The organism is uncultured Metabacillus sp. (assembly GCF_947503125.1).
Lineage (GTDB): Bacteria > Bacillota > Bacilli > Bacillales > Bacillaceae > Metabacillus.
The window spans coordinates 1-17947 of record NZ_CANNCR010000009.1 but is presented as its reverse complement, the minus strand read 5'-3'; the positions used below and the strand labels follow the sequence as shown (position 1 = coordinate 17947).

Here is a 17947-nt window from a genome sequence, read left to right as displayed (position 1 = left end):
CTTATCTTCTTATAGTAATGAGATAATCTTTTCTGCTGTGCTTTGCCCGTTTTCAATACAATCCGGAATTCCAACACCATAATAGGAACAGCCTGCAACGATCATTCCTGGATATTTTTCGGCGAGCTTGCCTTCAATCGCATCTACAGTATGGGGATGCGTCTTCCGGTAATTAGGCATACTCTCCATCCAAGTGGTTACTTCGCTGGTAACCGGTTCAGCCGAAATTCCAAGACTTTTTTGAATATCAGTCCGTGCCACTTGAAGGAGCTCTTGTTTGCTCATGTTTTGTAAACTCGGGAAAAGCGGATGACTGCTTTTATAATATAGCCTTACTAACAAATTTCCGTTAGATGACGTATGTTCCCATTTTCTGCTTGTCCATGTACAGGCATTGCATGAAAGGTCATGATTGCTTGCGTTAATAAACCCGGTTCCCTCTTCTGGAAGAAGGTGATCTGGAACATCAAAACCAACATACACACTGATAAGTGAGCTGTTTTTCAAATTAGCAAAATCATTCTTTAAATCCGTGTCATTTATCAATTTTTCTGCAGCTGTGTGTGGAATGCTTAACACTATAAAATCAGCTTCTATTGATTCATGATTCATAAAGGAGACGCGATATCGCTCTTCAACTTTTTCTATCGCTGTTGCCTTTATATTTTTTACTATTTCAACATCATCCAGTGCTTTTTCATACGCATCGATCAACGTCCCTAAACCATTATTAAAAGAAATGAACTTTCTCTCTCCATTGCTTTGAAATTTCTCCTTATTTACTTCAAAGCCTTTTATGATGCTGCCATACATTTCTTTATAGTCAAACACATATGGCAATGTTGACGCAATGGTTAAGTCCATTAAATCTCCAGAATACACGCCAGAAAGCACAGGGGCAATTTGTTTCTCAACTAGTTCTTTCCCAAGAAAAAATTCAAGAAATTCTCCAATGGAATCGTTTTTCGTAAACGTTTCATTCTTTATATAAAAATCTTTTAATGCCGCTACTTTTCCTTCAGCTGAAATAAGTGTTGACTTCGCTAATGACTCAATACTTGCCGGAATTCCGAATACTGAATCAGGAGGAATCGGCTTTAACTGACCGTCAGCGTAGATAAACGAGCGCCCTGTCGCATTATACACAACCTCTGATTGCAAACCTAGATCTTCAATAAAGGACATTGTGTTCGCCTTGCGTGAAACGATGGAATCCGCACCTGTTTCCATAACAAACTCATGTTTTTTTACAGTGCAGATCTTTCCACCAAGCTCCGAAGAAGCCTCGGCAAGGATAAGCCTTACATCCGATTGCATAGTTTTTTTCCATCTGTTCAATTCATACATGGCAGATAACCCGGTAATGCCGCCACCAATAACTAGAACGGTTTTCACTTTTTTCACACCTCTATTTAAGGTCAATATCACTTATTAATAGTGTACAATACTTTCATGATGGGATTAAACAAACGTTTAATTAACTTTTTAATATTAAATCACACCTAAAGAATGCAGATATACTATAGCAATTGTCAGGGGAACCACCCATCTCATTAAGAACCGCCATACTGCAAACAATTGCGGCGGATACGAGTTTGCCAGTATAAATTCTTGTTTAATTAATGCTTTGTTCATTTTAAACGAAATAAATACGGCAATCAGTAAATTACCGAGCGGCAGCAAAATATTACTAACCAGATAATCAGTTGCATCAAAAATCGTTTTCTCAAAAATAAGCAAGTCACTTAGCGGTCCCATCGATAATGCAGCTGGGATCCCTGCCAAAAAGACAGCTGCTCCAGCCACCCATGAAACGCCCTTTCTTGATCGTTTTCCACCCTCTGTAAAAGCAGAAACAATGATTTCTAATAGGCTGAAGGAGGAGGTTAAGGTTGCAAATAAAAATAACAATAAGAAAAGACTTAAAAAGAACTCGCCAAATGGGATCTGGGAAAACACAGTAGGAAGAACGATAAAGAGTAATCCCGGGCCTTCTGTCGGCTCAAGTCCAAGCGCAAAAACAGCTGGAAAAATAGCCAGTCCGGCAAGCAAAGAAACAAAAATATTCATCACCACAACAGAGGTTGCAGACGCTGGAATACTTACTGATTTATCTAAATATGAACTATATGTAACCATACAGGAAAACCCGACAGCCAGCGCAAAAAACGATTGGCCAAGTGCATACAATATGCCGTCACCCGTGACACTTGTGAAATCAGGCTTTAGAAAAAATTCCACCCCTGCCATTGCCCCATCCAAGGTTAATGATCTGGCGACAAGAACGATAAAAAAAAGAAATAATAAGGGCATCATATACTTGCTTGCTCGTTCAATGCCATTTTTTATGCCAAACGTAATGACAATAATATTAATAAGTAAATAAAGAGCTAAGCCAAGAAGTGTAATACTTGGCGAGCTTGTTACCTTTCCGAAAAGCTCCGGATAATTAGCTCCAGCATGAATTACTTGGCCAACGATCGAAAGCAGGCTGTAAACTAACACCCATCCCCCAACCACACAATAAAAGGACAGCAATAAAAAGCAGCCGATGACCCCAAGCTTTCCAATGTTATCCCAAAGGCTGTCCGGGGCAAGTTTTTTATACGCGGAGATGGCTTCCTGCTTTGCTCCTCTTCCAATAATAAATTCAGATATTAGCATAGGAAGTCCGATAAGAACCGTAAAAGCGAGAAAAACTAAGAAAAAAGCAGCCCCGCCGTTCATCCCAGCTACATACGGAAACTTCCAAATGGCTCCAAGACCAATGGCAGCTCCAGCAGAGGAAAGAATGAAGCCAAGCTTCGAAGACCATTGTTCACGTTTATTTTGCATAATTTCCTCCTATAATGTTTTTGTAAAACTACCTTATCAATCGATAGATTAAAAATCGTTCGTTAGGATTATGTTCATATAATCCAGGGAGCTTGACCTCCTGCTTCAATTCAAAAGCGCGATGATTTTCTAAATAATAAATATAATCAGCTGCTACATAATATAATATCAGTTCGATGTCCCGCTCTGAATCTTCCACAGAAAGCAAAATATTATTTATGACCTTCATAAAAATCTGAATCGAAAACGGATTAAAAAAATAAAATCGATTATCAAGAGGATGGATTTGGTACTCTTCAGCAAGACAACAGTAAAAATGAATGTTCTCATTGCTTTTTTTGTCTTTTTTATATACTGATAGTGATTTTTAAGTGCCTCTTGATAGAAAATCTCGTTCATCTCAATTCCTATAACCGTAGCATTTAATAGATAATGGATAAAAAAGTTTAACCTTCCCTTGCCGCACCCGAAATCAATTATACGATCACTGCTCTTCAATTCATAGTGATCAACTAAATATTCTAAAGCATCATATGGTGTCGGCTCATATCGGTGATAATGATAGGATTGGTTAAAGCTCAATTGTTCTCCCCTTGTTTTAATGCCAAGTAACTTATCAAAAAACAGTTCTTTCATTCCATGTGCTCCCTATAGTTGTTTTTATTTCAGCCCCAGCAATGTTCATTCCTTACAACAGCTTAGCGAACATGGTATGATAGATAGTAAGATTGAAAGCTGAGATAAGGTGGGATTTAATGAACTGGGTATCCTCCGCAAAAAAAAGTGATTTTCTCAAATGGTTTTTAACTCATCATCAACTAAAAAATACGGAAGCTCGCAGGCTGCTAGAATATATCGTAAAAAATCACCACATCCTTGGAAATCTTTCCTTTACAGATGCCATTCATCCAAAAGAAAGAACGATGATTATTTCAAGCATTCACTCAGATGAACCAGGCTTTCTTTTTTATCATAACAGCTTGAAAACCGAAGATGTTTCAAAAGCGATTGGTTCTCTGATGAACTATCCTTCAGACAAAGTCTATCTTATCCTTCATTTCTTTGGAAAACAATCTAATTACAAGTATACACAGTTAATTGAAACATCTAGATTACAATCGATCAAACAATATGAACAATCTGAGAAAGATGCAAAGACGGTTGATCTTTTCGTTGAAATTTCTTTGCTTAAGAGCCAAATCAATAAGGCATTGGATGATCGGAATGAAGAGCTTTTTAAAGAATTGGCCAGTCGCTTAAAAGAGCTTCAAAATGCGTAAATAATAGAGGCTTTCTCAAAGTGGGTTTATCCCTATTGAGAAAGCCTTTTCTATTCTATTGTCCTATTAAAAAGCATTTCAATATGTCTAATCTCATTGGTAATTTAATGGTAAAAATAGTGAAAAATTCCCTTTGGCTGAAAATTGATTTTAGGTAACATGGTAGTTGTGTTTAATTACTTATAAATCATTCGAAAGCGAGGGAAGAACAATGAAACGAAACAACAAATTTCTCATGCATTGGCTGCTAGTGCTGGTGTTAATTGCTTCTGCGATCTCACCGAGTTTTGCAAATGCAAAAAACACCAAACAGCAAAGCTTGCCAATACAATCAGAAGAATCTGACCAAACCGTTAAGCAACTGATGCAAAAAGCGATGGAACAAATCGAAGCGATCCCGGAAACTCAGTCTCCACAAAAAAATCATAAACGGGTGGAATACGCACTTTTTGAATTACAGGCTGCTGTTGACGGGAATTTCGAAACAAACAATGCGATTAAGTCCTAAAGATTTTTTGACCACAGTTCAAATGCACTAAACATCATTGAAGCATCTCCACAACTTACTTCTGAGATACAAGACCCAATCATAGACAATGTGATAGCAGCAAACAGGCTCGTGACGAAAGAATTACTATCCCTGTTAGAAAAAAATCAAGACATGTTTTCGAAAAAAGAACAAAAGCTTCTAGAGAAAGCGCAAAAAGATTATGAAAAAGGCTTAGACTTTGAAAACAAAAACAACCGCGGGCAATCGATTCATTTCTATCAAAAATCATGGTCAAATGCTCAAGTACTGAAAGATAGAGCGAAACAACTTCTTGATTCTGACGGGGATGGAGCGATGGATCAAATTGAGGAGAAATTAGGGACAGACAAGAATGCAATCGATACAGATCAAGATGGCTTATTAGATGGTTACGAAATTTTAAAGCTCTATACCTCACCTCTTACAAAAGATACTGATAAAAACGGGACACAGGATAGTGAAGAGGACCTTGATCAAGACCGCTTATCAAATCTTGAGGAGCAGAAGCAAGGGACAGATCCTGTTTTAAAGGATTCGGATGCTGATGGCTTAGATGACCATCTAGAATTAAAGGAATTTGGCACCTCACCTTTACTGAAAGATAGCGATCATGACGGCTTGGACGATGCTGGCGAATATCGTGTCGGCACAGACCCGCAGCAGCCAGATTCGGATCGTGACCGACTTTATGATGGACTGGAAAGCTATCCACAAACTTTTACTGATAAAAAATCAGGGGCTGTTCTTGAAGTCACTGGAGAAGGTGACCTCTCATCTGCGGTTTCCATGCAAAATGTATCTGAATATACCTTATTTCAAGACATCCCAGGTGCTGTTTCAGACTTTGTTGATGTTTCGGTAGAACAGAAAGTCGAACATGCAACCATTAAGTTCCCAATCAATAAAGACGCCATCCCCAATGGTGATCTTGAAAAGGTAAAACTAGTTGTATACGATAAAGAAAAACATCAATTTACACAGTTAGAAAACCAGAAAATCTACCCTTACTGCTGCTCAACGGAATCAAATTAACCGGCAAATTCGTCAACGTTGGGGAACAAATTTGGACGCCTCAAAACGAGCAGAAGCTTTTGCGATGGAAGCAGCCATCTGGTACTATGAGCAGCTCGGGTATAAACTTTTATATTCACAGCGCGATATAAACCAAACGATTCGCACTTCCCAAGGACCAGACATTATCATGAAGACACCAGATGGTGAACCGTTCATTATTGAAGCGAAAGGGTCCTATTCAGAAAAAGGAAAACTAAACGATGGCCGCAGAAAAGGCGCAAGACTGGCTTCAAATGTAGGCGGTGAATATCGTTTATATCTAGCAAGAGATTGGCTGACAGTCAATAGTCAAAGCCGATATATGGATGCCTTTGAGAAAGCCATTCAAAACAACACGATTAGCAAAGAAGAGAAAGAAGCCTATGATATGTTAAAAGATATTATCAATAATGGTTCACCATACAAAAGCTCTGTCGTGTATGGTGGAATTAGAAGTGCAAAATCGGCCATTGAGCCAGGACAAAACCTTGATGAATACATGGAAAACCTTTTAAAGGACACAGACTCTTTAGACTTTATTATTATCCGCAATATTTAAGCAGATAAGGCAGGAAAGAAGGAGGCTCTCCTCTCTTTCCTGCCATTCATTTCAGGAGGCCTTAATACCATGAGCAAGCAAATAAAAATAAACGAAAAAAAACTTCTTCAAAAAAAGCAATTTCTTGATTCAATCGGTCCTCAATCATGGTCTGATTATGAAGCCTATGCCAGATGCTTATTCTATCTAGGAGAAAAAGAAAAAGCGAAAGCATATTTTTTAGAAGCAGCCGGTCGGATTGCAAACTTGCTTTCCGTATTTGAAAAAAGAAATCAAACAGAGTTTGCTAGGATAAAAATGGTACAAGCTAATTTTTACCGTCTTGCAGGTGATAATACTGAAAGCCTAAAACAATATGAAGAGATTCAAGGTCTTCTTCTCCATTTATTTAAAACTGAATATGAGGAAAATGTCGATAAAGGAAACAGTCTATTAAGCAAGCTCAGCACCTGCTATTTCTTTCTCGAAGACTATGAAAAATCCGTCCACTATGGAAGCATGGTAAAAGAATGGCAGCCCATCGCACAAGGTTACTCTGAGGGCATTCTTCATAAAAATAACAAACAAATTCAATCCACATTAGACCATGTCATAAAAGAGATTAACCACGAAAAAAGCGTCCCTTATGATACTGGAGCTGAAATAAGCTTGTGGGATTGGTATGAGATTGGGAAAGAGCTAGCTTTAAAGTTTTCAGCAGTGGAATAAGACCTTGTATCTCCACTGCTTTTTAATGAAAAAAGTGCATGATTTCCCAAGTTCATGCACCAGCTCTATTTCAACGAATCGAACCGAGTTGTTTGATTTTAATATTTTTAAACACCGCTCGGCCGCCCTCTGTATAAAGGGTAATTCCTTTATCTTCTTTTTCGGGGAATATTAAATTTGAATGTGTGACCTTTCCATCATTAACAAAAACCTCAACACTCATTTTATCAACTAGAATCGTTAAGTGAGCTTGCCGCTTGCTGCTATCAAATGGCGCTGTGCTTTTAGTCGATTGATTCCTATTATCAGGGTGGTTTGTAAATGCCCGGTTCACATATGAATTTTGTTCTGCTGCGAAAATTCCGACGTCAACATGCCGCTGACGATTTTTTGATTCTCTAAGCCTTAACCCTACATTTTTAAGATCTTTCCAAAAAATATCTGTTTCTAATTGATAGACCTCACCTGTATCGTCAAGCGTTACCTCCCCATCTACTTCTATCTGATCATAGGAATAAATCGAAGTGATTAAGTTAGTTAATTCATGAATTGGTTGTGAGCGTAAATAATACTCATTTCCACCAGCATGCATCAATTCAATTTGCCGAACAACTGAATCCATGCCGTTAAAGCCTTCTTTTAAGGTTGGTGTATGATGGGCATAATCCCAATTATTCATCCATGCCAAGGCATAGCGTTGATTGTATGGATCCTTGTCTTTTCCATCCTCAAACGTAACACCGCCATACCAATCAAAGCCATAATCCAGCCATTGCGGTTCATTTTGATCAGGGAAAAATTCCTTTCCATCGAACATTCCGGTCCAATAGGCATACGAGTTTGGCTTCCCTTGCGATTTTCCATTCGAACTAACCCCAAGCACCCATTTTAATGTCCCGTTGTTCGCGCGCATTAAAAACAGATCCGGGCACTCCACAAGCCCAATATCTTTTGTCATAAATCCACTCAGATAATGCCACTCTTTTAAGTTATGAGACTCATAAAACCCTATTTTAGTGCCTTCCGCCATAACCAAAATCCATTTTTGATGTCTTTCATCCCATATGATTTTCGGATCTCTAAAATCCTTCGAACCTGGATTTTCCATAATCGGCTCATCGCGATAGGAAGTAAATGTTTTTCCAAAGTCCTTACTATACCATAAAAATTGCTCCTGTTTTCCCCCATCCTTGGAGGGCTGTGTAACAATGGCAATTAGTGTGTTTTTACCAAAGCCTGCCGTATTATCTTTATCAAGTACGACTGACCCTGACCACGGATCCCCGTTATCATTTGTATATTTCGGAATAGCGATCCCCTCATCCTTCCAATGCACCAAATCCTCTGAAGTTGCGTGCCGCCATTCTGTACCATTGCCATTTGGGTAATCACGATTATAAAGATAATAGTAATGATACTTTCCATTTAAATAAATGGGCCTCTGAGGGTCATTCTTCCACTTATCAGGTGTCGTGAAATGGTAATTGGCTCGATATGATGACTCAACTTGCTCTTTAGGATTATTGATAGGATGGTCAACAGTTGGTTCCATCAAATGATGAGCTGGATATGTCATTACCCCCGTTAGAATGATGGAGAAGCCAATGATGACATAACACAGATCGTATCCCTTCTTTTTCATTCTTTTTTTATCCAAGGTAACTCACCACGCTTTTCAAAAATTCTTTCTAATATAAAAGAAAAAATGTCAATTAAATAACCGACATTTTTTCTTTTTACATGATCGAAGGGTGACAGACCCCTTTTTGGGATATAAAGTAGTAAATTATTTATTTATCGTGATTTGCCCTTGCTCAAGGATGCCATCTTTTACTACAGATGTTTTTGATCCTTTAATGTTAAGTAAGAAGCTTGGAGCAAATGTAGATTTATGATCCTCGAAGTAACCTCTGTTTGTCATATAGCTTGTGACAACCACATTATCGCTATTCTTTTGCGGAATCGCAAAGTGTGCATATGTCCAAGTAACATCATAAGGATCAAGATCGTGATGTAAGACAATTCCTGTATCATTTAATGGCTTATATGGTCCAGTTAATGAATCTGAAACATAACCTAACAAGTAAATATCGCGATCATCAATGCCGTCAATTGTCATCTTTGATCCTCTTGAACTTGTGAATAAGTACCATTTTCCATCCTTTTTAAAGATGTTAGGACGCTCGATTTCATCTGTTACCGTGTTCGATGCAATCAATGGTTTCATTACTTTTTTCACTGTATAATCATCATTTATTTCAATAATACCCATTGCACCATTTGCTAGAGTAGCTAATTCCTTTTTAGGACTTTGTAAAAGCTTTTCCTTCTCAGATTGGAAGAATGGTGTGCTTCCGCCATAATAAGCTTTATTGTAAAGGGATTTTTCACCTTCATATCCGTATTCTGTTCCGGTGTTGGCCTCAAATACAAGATACTTACGGCCTTTTTCTTCAATGTAGTGTGGATCTCTCAACGTATGATTATTAAGGAAATTACCATCTTTGAATGCTTGGTTCACATTTTGATAAACCTTCCCGTCTCCACCCTCAAAGATTGATTTGAAGTCTTCAACACCATCGACTTTAAGTGTATTTGCATCCACTTCAGATACATTCACTTGTGCTGTTGTTAAGGTTTGTTTACCGTATTTCTCTTGCTCAGCATCAAAACCTCCGCGATTTGTATAAAATAAACGGACTTCTCCATCAGATGTTAAGGTTGCTGAACCTGACCATTCTTCTGTTTGATCTTTTAAATATGGATCATTTGGAGCATATTTATCACTGTCTTTAAACACTCTTCCGGCGTTTTTCCAGCTATCAAGCGATGTTTCTCCTACCTTTTTATAGAACATATAAATAAACGTGTCACTTCCGTTTTTCGGGTCACCAGCTAATCCAAAAACAATATGGTATCCATTATATTCTGCTACTGTTCCATCAGCATTTTGCAATGGCCATGTATCCCACACATCTAAATCGATCAATTGCCCGAATTCATTGTATTTTTTTGCTGAAGGGATATTTTGAATGGTTGAGGCATCGAATTGTGGCACCGTATATTTTGGATCTCCATGTTGTTCAATCATTTTATACATGTCTGAACGTGTGATATGAGAGATTCCATAATCTTCTTTGTGATCCAGCGTTTCACTTTGCTTTGCGAAAGCTAATGGACCGCCGCCTCCTACTAAAATAGCTGTACTAAGCGTTACAACTGTTGCTTGTTTGACAAGATTCTTGAGTTTCATCTTCTTCCTCCTTTAATATTTGTTGGCGGGATAAACAAATAAGTGCGGTATGAGGTTTTAATGTTTAAATCCCGCCTTACATTTATCATTATAGGTTTGTCTTTAGGCTATGAATATGGCGTATATTGATTGGATTTTAGTCTTAAATTGATCTTGTTTCTTTTTAAAATGAACAATAAAAAAGCCCCGGCAAGGAGGCAATTAATTGTTGATATAAATATTGACATTCGTCTTATTGGCTTGCAGCATTCTCCCATGATTTCTGGAACTCTTGGAGTAATTGATCTCGATTTAACTGTTTTCCTACATATAACTGCATCGCAGAGCTGAATTCAGCTCTTACTCCAACAGGAAAGTGAAACCAGTTAATTGAAAATGTCTTCCCCGCTTTAGAGTAGTGAATGATTTCATCAGCTAACGGTCCTAAGTTGTCAGCCTCCATATTTTCAAATGCGGGGATAAATTTAAAATGGTCTGTTAAATACGTTTTACCTTGTGGTGACGTAACCATCCAGGTTAAAAATTTCTTGGCTTCTTTTTTCTTTATTGGCGTGGTTTGTTTGTTAATCACCCAATAATTTGGTACACCGACAACCAAGGAGTCATTATTTCGTTCATCATTGATTGGGATTGGCATTATCCCGATGTTCATATTTGGTGTTAACTGATCAATCAACGGCTGAATCCAGTTGCCTTGTTGAATGATCGCCGCCTGTCCATTGGCAAATAAATTCAACTCCATGTTGTAATCCGTTGTTAGCGGATTTTTGTTTCCATATTTTAACGTGACATCCAATACATTTATCACGTCTTTAAACCTTTGATTGGTTTCAATCCTTTCTATCCCATGATTTAAAGCATTTATAAAAGCAACTGGATCTTCTTGTTGTGCAAAAGCAATACTTACTAATTGGTCTCCTAATTTCCACTCTTCATAATATCCATTTGCAAAAGGCATAATCCCAGCCTGCTGCAGTTTTTCAGCGGCTGCGATTAATTCAGTAAGTGTTTTTGGTAATTCATCAATGCCTGCTTGTTTAAATAAATCCTTATTATAAATAAATCCGTATCCTTCAAGGTTAAATGGCATTCCATAAATTTTACCGTTTATTTTCATTGGTGTTAATGTATCCTTATATGCTTTGTCAACCCAAGGCTGATCAGAAAGATCCTCCAAATATTTACTCCATAATTTCGCATTTTCATATCCATTGTTTGTGAAAATGTCGGGACCGGTTCCAGAAGCGATTTGCGCCTTCAAATCGGAAAGATCATCCGCTGCCCCGCCAACGGTGTGAATCTTAATATCGATATGTGGATTTTCCTTTTCATAAGCATTTGCCATTTGTTCAAACTGTGTGGAAATTTCGACTTTTGGATTCCTGACATTTAAGATGATTTTTTCCTTGGTCTGTTTCGCTTCTTTCGTTTCCGTCTCTGTCTTTGTTTGACATGCCGTAAGAAATAAGATCATCATGACAGCCATATACAAGAGTACAAATTGCTTTTTCATTGCTTCACCTCAGTACTTCAGGATATTATGAGTTCCATTATCTGCTTCCAATTTGCAGCTTCTTCTCGCTGTTTCGGTACTCGAAAGGTGTCATGCCAACGACTTTTTTAAATAGCTTTGAAAAATATTTCTCATCCTGATAACCGAGCATGGTAGAAATGGAAAAAATACTTTCTTCTGTTTCGATTAACCAGCATTTTGCTTGATTAATTCTTAAGTTCATCATGTATTTAGAGAGCGGCATACCTGTTTCTTGTTTAAACTTTCTTGAGATATGCTCTCGACTCAAAAAGAACCGATTTGACAGTTTTTCCAAACTTAATTCATCCATGTAGTACTTTTCAACATAGGAAACAATATCCTTTATCCGACGGGCTTCATCCAAGTCGTTTAAGCGGTTGATCGATCTGAAAGTTTGTTCTTCTAAAGCCTTTTGCAGAGACTGAAAGGCTATTGGAAGTTCTGTTAATGATGAGATCGGATCACCGTTAACAAGACGTACAGGTATATCAAATTGCTGACTAATCCATTCCTCAATTTCTAACCATTTGCCATGTTTCGTAATCACTAGACAAAGACTATGATCAGTTTGCAGGGCAAATGCGTTTCCTAACTTCTGAATAATAAGCTCATCATCGAGTAACTGAATATATGGATAAGCATGATGCATTTGATAAAAGGAAATAAGGGTAAGATCGTATTTTTCAGATGGTGGAAGATATGAAACCAATTCATTCGAATTGAAAAGCTCTCCAACGCAAGCTGCCGTGACGACCTGATTCATACGCAGTCTTTTAACATCTTCATAGGATTCTTTGTAGTGACGATCCTCTTCTTCCTTTTCCCAGGATCGAACAGCCTCCGCTAATGTATGATTAAATGCATCTGCCTCAATGGGTTTCAATAAATAATCAAAGCTGCCGCACTGAATAGCCTTCCGCATATACGAATAGTCGTCAAACCCTGTGATTAAAATGACTTTTCCATTATAAGAAATGCTATCCAACCATTCGATTAATTCTAAACCACTTATTCCAGGCATCTTCACATCTGTAAGGATCATCTCTGGGTTTTCCTTCATGATGATTCTTTTTGCCTCTTCACCATTACATGCCTCGAAGAGATCAGTAATCCCGTACTTCTCCCATTGTCCTAACTGGCGTATGACATCACGTACATTGAATTCATCATCAACAATTAGAACCTTCATAGTCTTTCTCCCTCCCTGCCATTTCATCCCTAGCAAACTTTGAATCTAGAGGAATTGTCATACGAACTGAAAAGCCTTTGCCATCCATTGTGTCTAGTTCCAGACCGGCTCCTTGACCATAATTTAATACTAATCGGTCATGGATATTTTTCAGTCCGATATGCTCGCTTGCTACAGGTGCCGTATAAATATTTTCTCTTAAGGTTTCAAGCTCAGAGAGTGTCATGCTAGCTCCGTCATTTTCAACTGCGAGGTGCAAAGTTTGTCCTTTTATTTCTCCATAAATAAGTAAACGAGCATCATAGAAACCTTCTTCATAACAGTGTTTAAAGAAGTTTTCTACAAGCGGCTGAAGAGTCATACTTGGAATTTCCCTTTCCAGAATAGACTCATTTATATGAATAAAAACATTAATAGAGTCTCCAAACCGCTCCTTTTGCAGAGATAAATATGCGTTTATATAATCTACTTCATCTCTTATCAATACCCATTGATCCGCTCGAATGGAGTACCGCATCATTTTGGATAAGGACGTTACTAATTCGTAAACCTTCGGAGAATGAGATCGTAGTGCAACTGCACCGATAGATTGTAAGGCATTAAATAAAAAGTGTGGATTAACCTGAGACTTTAGTGCTCTAAATTGATTTTTCCGATTCTCAATTTCCAATTTATATTCACGATCAATGTGAAGGTTAATTCGATCCATCATATCCTTCATATGTTTTTCTAAATGGCCGATTTCATCTTCTCTGCTGTCATCAAAAGGAACGTCCATATTTCCGCCTTCAATTGATAATACTTTCTGGCTAAGAAGTTTAATAGGGCGAGTAATTCTGTAGGTAATAATACTAATCATGATTAACCCTAATAATCCTACTCCTATTCCAACAAGTATGTTTGTATAAGCAGTCTTTCTGACTTCTTTAAATAAAGATTGGCTAGGGGTAATCTTCACTAATTTCCATTGATTTAGTGGTTCTGATAAGGTTTTTGAAAAGATAATATCTTCACCATTATTCGTTCCCTCCGCTTCAATACGCGGTTGTAATTCAGAAGGAATCTGCTTTCCAATAAGTGTTTGATCACTTGCATACATCACACGATCTTTTGCATCTAATAGTAAAACAGAACCTCCATGCTCTTTTATAAGACTGTTACAAATACTAACATATCCAGCTATATCAAAATCTATTGTCATAAAACCTAAAAATTTGTTCGTAAGCACATCTTCTATTTTGTGATGAATACTCATAACCACTGTTTTATCAGATTGGGGAATGATCGCAGCGTGATTATAATTTTTAATTCGATGCGGGGGTTCAATTATAAACGGTTCGTTTGCGTGATAAAGCTTTTTAATCAAGGTCTGCTCTAAAAAATCAGGTTGATATTTTCTAGCACTGACCATGGCATTATAAACAGTAAACGATCCTTTATCTTTATCAATATAAAAACGTACTTGGCGAATTTCGTTCCGCATTAAATAGATAGACTCAATACTTTTTTCCACCGCAATCGGATTTAAATAGATGGAATCCTCAAACCCGTTAGTAAAAATTCGGATTAAATCAGGGTTCCGATAGATAATATAAGGAAGATTGCTTAGATCATAAAAGTATTGTTCCAGTTCTTCTGACAATTCCTCCATTTGATCCTCACTGATTTCGAGTTCATGCTGTTCAACACTATGTTTTGTATATTTATAAATGATTAAAACAGATAAAAAGTATGGCAGGATGATAAAAATAAGAAGCATGATTAATAAGCGATGTTGAATACTTTTCACATGGAGATGCTCCTTTCCCACATTAAGATCAAGTAAGCATGCATTTTTTAAGTTATAAAGCTAAATGAATCTCCATCTAAGCAAGAGTTCTGAATAGATAAAAGTGCTTATGAACAACCATTTATAATATTAAGCCCCAGATCACTTTTTAATTAAAATTCATTTAAAAAGGTATGTCAACAGGCTAAGATCATCTAAAAATAAAGAAGAGAACAGCTAAATACCTATTAAAATATGGATTCGGAAACGTTTACTACAACAGATGAAAACGCTGCAACTGAAAGGATAAATGAATCTTACCTACTAGAATGTGATCAATCTTTAAGTTACATAGGAAAATGTGATTATTTTTTGTGATAATATTTACAATGGGGGAAAATCAAGGAAAAACTTTACAACCTAATATAGGCTTAAAAATGCGCAAGCGCCTTGATCAGCCTAGGGCAAATAAGACGCTCATGAATAGAAGGCGTTTTTTGCCTTCAATTCATGAGTAGCTGACCCTAGAGGGGCTAGACACTAAAACTAAGTACAAAATTTTACACTTCTTAAACTTTAAAAAAGGATACCATATCTTTTCTGATACGATATCCTTCTTTCATAGCAATAGTGTATGTAATAAAAAGATTTAGGGAAAGAGTCTCCCATAAAGTGTGGCAGTTAACCGCTGCAAAACGAAAAAGGTTGGTTTTTTGTAACTTTTCTAATGAATATTTCTCTTTCTGAAATTACCTCCCTTAACTTCTGCTACGTCATATACTGTAACAAAGGCAGATTCGTCAATTTCATGAATGATTTCTTTTATTTTACTTTCTTCTAAGCGGTTAATCACACATGTGATTTCCATAAATTTTTCATGAGAATAACCACCGTAAGCTTCTTTATACGTTGCACTACGACCTAAACGATCGCGTATGGTCTCTACCATTAATTGGGGTTGATTTGTAATAATTTTAAATGTTTTAGAGCCGCTTAACCCTTCTTCAACGATATGGATCACTTTAGATGCAATAAAGTAAGCAATTGCCGAAAGAATGGCCCCTTGTAGACCAAATACAGTTGAAACGAAAATAAAGACAAACAAGTTTAAGAAAAGGATGAGATCACTTGTCCCAAACGGTAATTTTCGAGAAAGGAGAACGGCCAGCATATCAATTCCATCTAATGCTCCGCCATTACGCAATGCTAACCCCATCCCAAAACCAAGGATAATTCCGCCAACAACGGTAATTAACAAAGTATCCCCTTCAATAATCGCTGGGATATGGTGCATGAGGCTTGTCCCAACAGCTAGTGATGCGATTCCGATAATCGAATTAATGGCGAAGCTTTTCCCAATTTGTTGATAGCCTAACCAGATAAACGGGATATTCAAAACGGCAATAAGAATTCCTAATGGTAATCCAACTAGTTGTGAGCCAACGATACTAAGACCTGTCACACCCCCATCAGATACATTGTTCGGGATTAATACGGCTTCTAGCCCGTAAGCTGCTATAAATCCTCCTAAAATGACGATTAATCCTCTTAACGTTATTTTTAGTTTATTGGGCTTGTGCTTTTTACTTTTACTCATCTAATACCTCACTTCGAACAAAATCTTATCTAAGTTTACCATAAAATTTCTTTTTTAAGTATTTTGCACGTTTCGTCCAAGTAAAAAGAATCGCTATTTCACTTAAACTCCTACTCAAAAGTTAAACCTGACAAATCGTTCCGATTCACGATGTCTTTGTTGTTGGTCTACTCGCTGTTTTTCTTTAAAATGATGAGTTTTAAAAACCTAAAAAAGCAACTCTTTAACAAAAGAGTTGCCTATGCTGTCGACAAAGTCAGCAGCAGTTTTTTATGATTTACTTTTCAAATATGAGAAGTATTTCTTAATCTTGAAGTTTAAAAAACAATCTTTTTCCCTTCCTTACGCCACTCTTTATATTCAGCTGCTGCTGTGAAAAGAACATCCGTAGAAGAGTTAAGCGCCGTTTCAAATGAATCTTGTAAAACACCGATGATGAACCCTACTCCAACGACCTGCATGGCCACATCATTCGGGATGCCAAATAAGCTGCATGCCAAAGGAATCAGTAATAACGACCCGCCAGCAACACCTGAGGCACCACATGCACAAACAGCTGCCAGTACGCTTAGAATGATAGCCGTAGGAAGATCCACATGAATGCCAAGTGTATGAACTGCTGCAAGTGTTAATACAGAAATCGTAACAGCAGCACCAGCCATATTGATGGTGGCTCCTAATGGAATGGATACAGAATAACTATCCTTATCCAAACCGAGATCTTCACACAATCTCATATTTACAGGAATATTTGAAGCTGAGCTGCGCGTGAAGAATGCAGTAATGCCGCTCTCCTTTAAACATTTAAACACAAGCGGATATGGATTTCGTCTGATCGCCACAAAGACAATAACCGGATTGACAACCAGCGCTACAAACACCATACAACCAAGCAAAACAGCAAGTAGCTTTCCATAGCTTACTAATGATTCCAATCCATTGGTCGTAATCGATTCAAATACTAACCCCATAATTCCTAATGGTGCAAATTTAATAACCCATGTAACCATCTTTGAGACAGCATCTGAAAAATTAGAAATCAACGTCTTTGTAGTATCAGTGGCATTTTTTAAAGCCAAACCAAGGACAATCGCCCAGGCTAAAATACCAATATAATTTGCATTAACAATAGCATTAACCGGGTTATCTACTACGTTCAGCAATAATGTATTAAGAACCTCTGCAACACCGCCAGGAGGTGTTACACCTTCAGCACCCTTCGCAAGGGTTAACGATACAGGGAAAATAAAACTTACAATAACTGCAATTAATCCAGCTAAAAAGGTCCCTAACAAGTAGAGGACAATAATAGATTTCATATTTGTTCGGAGACCGCTCTTATGCTGAGCGATGGCCGACATGACCAAGAAAAGAACCAGGACAGGTGCAATGGCTTTTAACGCACCGACAAATAATGTTCCAAATAGAACAACAGCCTTTGCTTGCGGAACCGTTAAAGCCAGGATAATCCCAATAATTAAACCGATTATAATTTGTTTGACCAGACTTAACTGATTCCACTTATTAAGTATTCCTTTCATACATACTCCCCCCTCAAATGTTGCCGTATTGTAAAAACTTTTATATTAAAAAAGTTAATAATCTTTGAATTTAAGGGCTTTAAATGCAAAAAACTTGCCAC

At 37.4% G+C, this 17947-nt stretch carries 14 protein-coding genes and 1 pseudogene; 5 read left to right on the top strand and 10 right to left on the bottom strand.

The features are described from left to right. Nucleotides 1-9 precede the first annotated feature (9 nt). From Q1B07_RS08880 to Q1B07_RS08870, 3 genes and pseudogenes are all read right to left on the bottom strand, one after another. Complete coding sequence (locus Q1B07_RS08880) at nucleotides 10-1395, bottom strand: protoporphyrinogen oxidase (RefSeq protein ID WP_299094073.1); 1386 nt, start codon at nucleotides 1393-1395, stop codon at nucleotides 10-12. A gap of 96 nt (nucleotides 1396-1491) precedes the next feature. Further along, nucleotides 1492-2835, bottom strand: coding sequence for a sodium-dependent transporter (locus tag Q1B07_RS08875; protein WP_299094071.1), 1344 nt, complete (start codon nucleotides 2833-2835; stop codon nucleotides 1492-1494). Nucleotides 2836-2863: 28 nt separating this feature from the next. Continuing rightward, nucleotides 2864-3471, bottom strand: a pseudogene (locus tag Q1B07_RS08870) (methyltransferase domain-containing protein). 119 nt (nucleotides 3472-3590) lie between these two features. Here Q1B07_RS08870 and Q1B07_RS08865 point away from each other — a divergent pair. From Q1B07_RS08865 to Q1B07_RS08845, 5 genes are all read left to right on the top strand, one after another. Then, nucleotides 3591-4115, top strand: a complete 525-nt coding sequence (locus Q1B07_RS08865; protein WP_299094069.1) for a YpiB family protein — start codon at nucleotides 3591-3593, stop codon at nucleotides 4113-4115. 211 nt (nucleotides 4116-4326) lie between these two features. Further along, on the top strand, nucleotides 4327-4623 hold the full coding sequence (locus tag Q1B07_RS08860) for a hypothetical protein (protein ID WP_299094067.1): 297 nt from the start codon (nucleotides 4327-4329) through the stop codon (nucleotides 4621-4623). Between the two features lie 111 nt (nucleotides 4624-4734). Further along, nucleotides 4735-5676: a hypothetical protein gene (locus Q1B07_RS08855; RefSeq protein ID WP_299094066.1), complete on the top strand. Its 942-nt coding sequence runs from the start codon at nucleotides 4735-4737 to the stop codon at nucleotides 5674-5676. A 31-nt stretch (nucleotides 5677-5707) separates the two neighbouring features. After that, nucleotides 5708-6256 (top strand): hypothetical protein, encoded by a 549-nt coding sequence (locus tag Q1B07_RS08850; RefSeq protein WP_299094064.1) that lies wholly within the window; start codon nucleotides 5708-5710, stop codon nucleotides 6254-6256. Nucleotides 6257-6325: 69 nt separating this feature from the next. Next, the gene (locus Q1B07_RS08845; protein ID WP_299094062.1) at nucleotides 6326-6964 is read left to right on the top strand and encodes a hypothetical protein; all 639 of its coding nucleotides are present in this window, start codon (nucleotides 6326-6328) and stop codon (nucleotides 6962-6964) included. A gap of 70 nt (nucleotides 6965-7034) precedes the next feature. Here Q1B07_RS08845 and Q1B07_RS08840 read toward each other — a convergent pair whose 3' ends face one another. From Q1B07_RS08840 to sstT, 7 genes are all read right to left on the bottom strand, one after another. Then, a complete protein-coding gene (locus Q1B07_RS08840; RefSeq protein WP_299094085.1) occupies nucleotides 7035-8516 on the bottom strand; it encodes a glycoside hydrolase family 32 protein in 1482 nt (493 codons plus the stop codon). Nucleotides 8517-8750: 234 nt separating this feature from the next. Then, nucleotides 8751-10217: a glycoside hydrolase family 68 protein gene (locus Q1B07_RS08835; RefSeq protein WP_299094060.1), complete on the bottom strand. Its 1467-nt coding sequence runs from the start codon at nucleotides 10215-10217 to the stop codon at nucleotides 8751-8753. A 232-nt stretch (nucleotides 10218-10449) separates the two neighbouring features. Further along, nucleotides 10450-11730: an ABC transporter substrate-binding protein gene (locus Q1B07_RS08830; RefSeq protein WP_299094058.1), complete on the bottom strand. Its 1281-nt coding sequence runs from the start codon at nucleotides 11728-11730 to the stop codon at nucleotides 10450-10452. Nucleotides 11731-11767: 37 nt separating this feature from the next. Then, a complete protein-coding gene (locus tag Q1B07_RS08825; RefSeq protein ID WP_299094056.1) occupies nucleotides 11768-12940 on the bottom strand; it encodes a response regulator in 1173 nt (390 codons plus the stop codon). Next, a complete protein-coding gene (locus Q1B07_RS08820) occupies nucleotides 12921-14729 on the bottom strand; it encodes a sensor histidine kinase (protein ID WP_299094054.1) in 1809 nt (602 codons plus the stop codon). The genes Q1B07_RS08825 and Q1B07_RS08820 overlap by 20 nt, the downstream gene beginning before the upstream one ends. Before the next feature lie 703 nt (nucleotides 14730-15432). Continuing rightward, entirely contained in the window at nucleotides 15433-16305 is an 873-nt protein-coding gene (locus tag Q1B07_RS08815) for a YitT family protein (RefSeq protein WP_299094052.1), read from the bottom strand. Between the two features lie 317 nt (nucleotides 16306-16622). Further along, nucleotides 16623-17846, bottom strand: coding sequence for a serine/threonine transporter SstT (sstT, locus tag Q1B07_RS08810; protein ID WP_299094051.1), 1224 nt, complete (start codon nucleotides 17844-17846; stop codon nucleotides 16623-16625). Between the last annotated feature and the right edge of the window lie 101 nt (nucleotides 17847-17947).

What these genes read in the sequence shown, in the direction of transcription:
- Q1B07_RS08875 (WP_299094071.1), bottom strand. Translation starts at nt 2,835, where the DNA reads ATGCAAAATAAACGTGAACAATGGTCTTCGAAGCTTGGCTTCATTCTT.
- Q1B07_RS08865 (WP_299094069.1), top strand. Translation starts at nt 3,591, where the DNA reads ATGAACTGGGTATCCTCCGCAAAAAAAAGTGATTTTCTCAAATGGTTT.
- Q1B07_RS08860 (WP_299094067.1), top strand. Translation starts at nt 4,327, where the DNA reads ATGAAACGAAACAACAAATTTCTCATGCATTGGCTGCTAGTGCTGGTG.
- Q1B07_RS08845 (WP_299094062.1), top strand. Translation starts at nt 6,326, where the DNA reads ATGAGCAAGCAAATAAAAATAAACGAAAAAAAACTTCTTCAAAAAAAG.
- Q1B07_RS08840 (WP_299094085.1), bottom strand. Translation starts at nt 8,516, where the DNA reads ATGGAACCAACTGTTGACCATCCTATCAATAATCCTAAAGAGCAAGTT.
- Q1B07_RS08835 (WP_299094060.1), bottom strand. Translation starts at nt 10,217, where the DNA reads ATGAAACTCAAGAATCTTGTCAAACAAGCAACAGTTGTAACGCTTAGT.
- Q1B07_RS08830 (WP_299094058.1), bottom strand. Translation starts at nt 11,730, where the DNA reads ATGAAAAAGCAATTTGTACTCTTGTATATGGCTGTCATGATGATCTTA.
- Q1B07_RS08825 (WP_299094056.1), bottom strand. Translation starts at nt 12,940, where the DNA reads ATGAAGGTTCTAATTGTTGATGATGAATTCAATGTACGTGATGTCATA.
- Q1B07_RS08815 (WP_299094052.1), bottom strand. Translation starts at nt 16,305, where the DNA reads ATGAGTAAAAGTAAAAAGCACAAGCCCAATAAACTAAAAATAACGTTA.
- sstT (WP_299094051.1), bottom strand. Translation starts at nt 17,846, where the DNA reads ATGAAAGGAATACTTAATAAGTGGAATCAGTTAAGTCTGGTCAAACAA.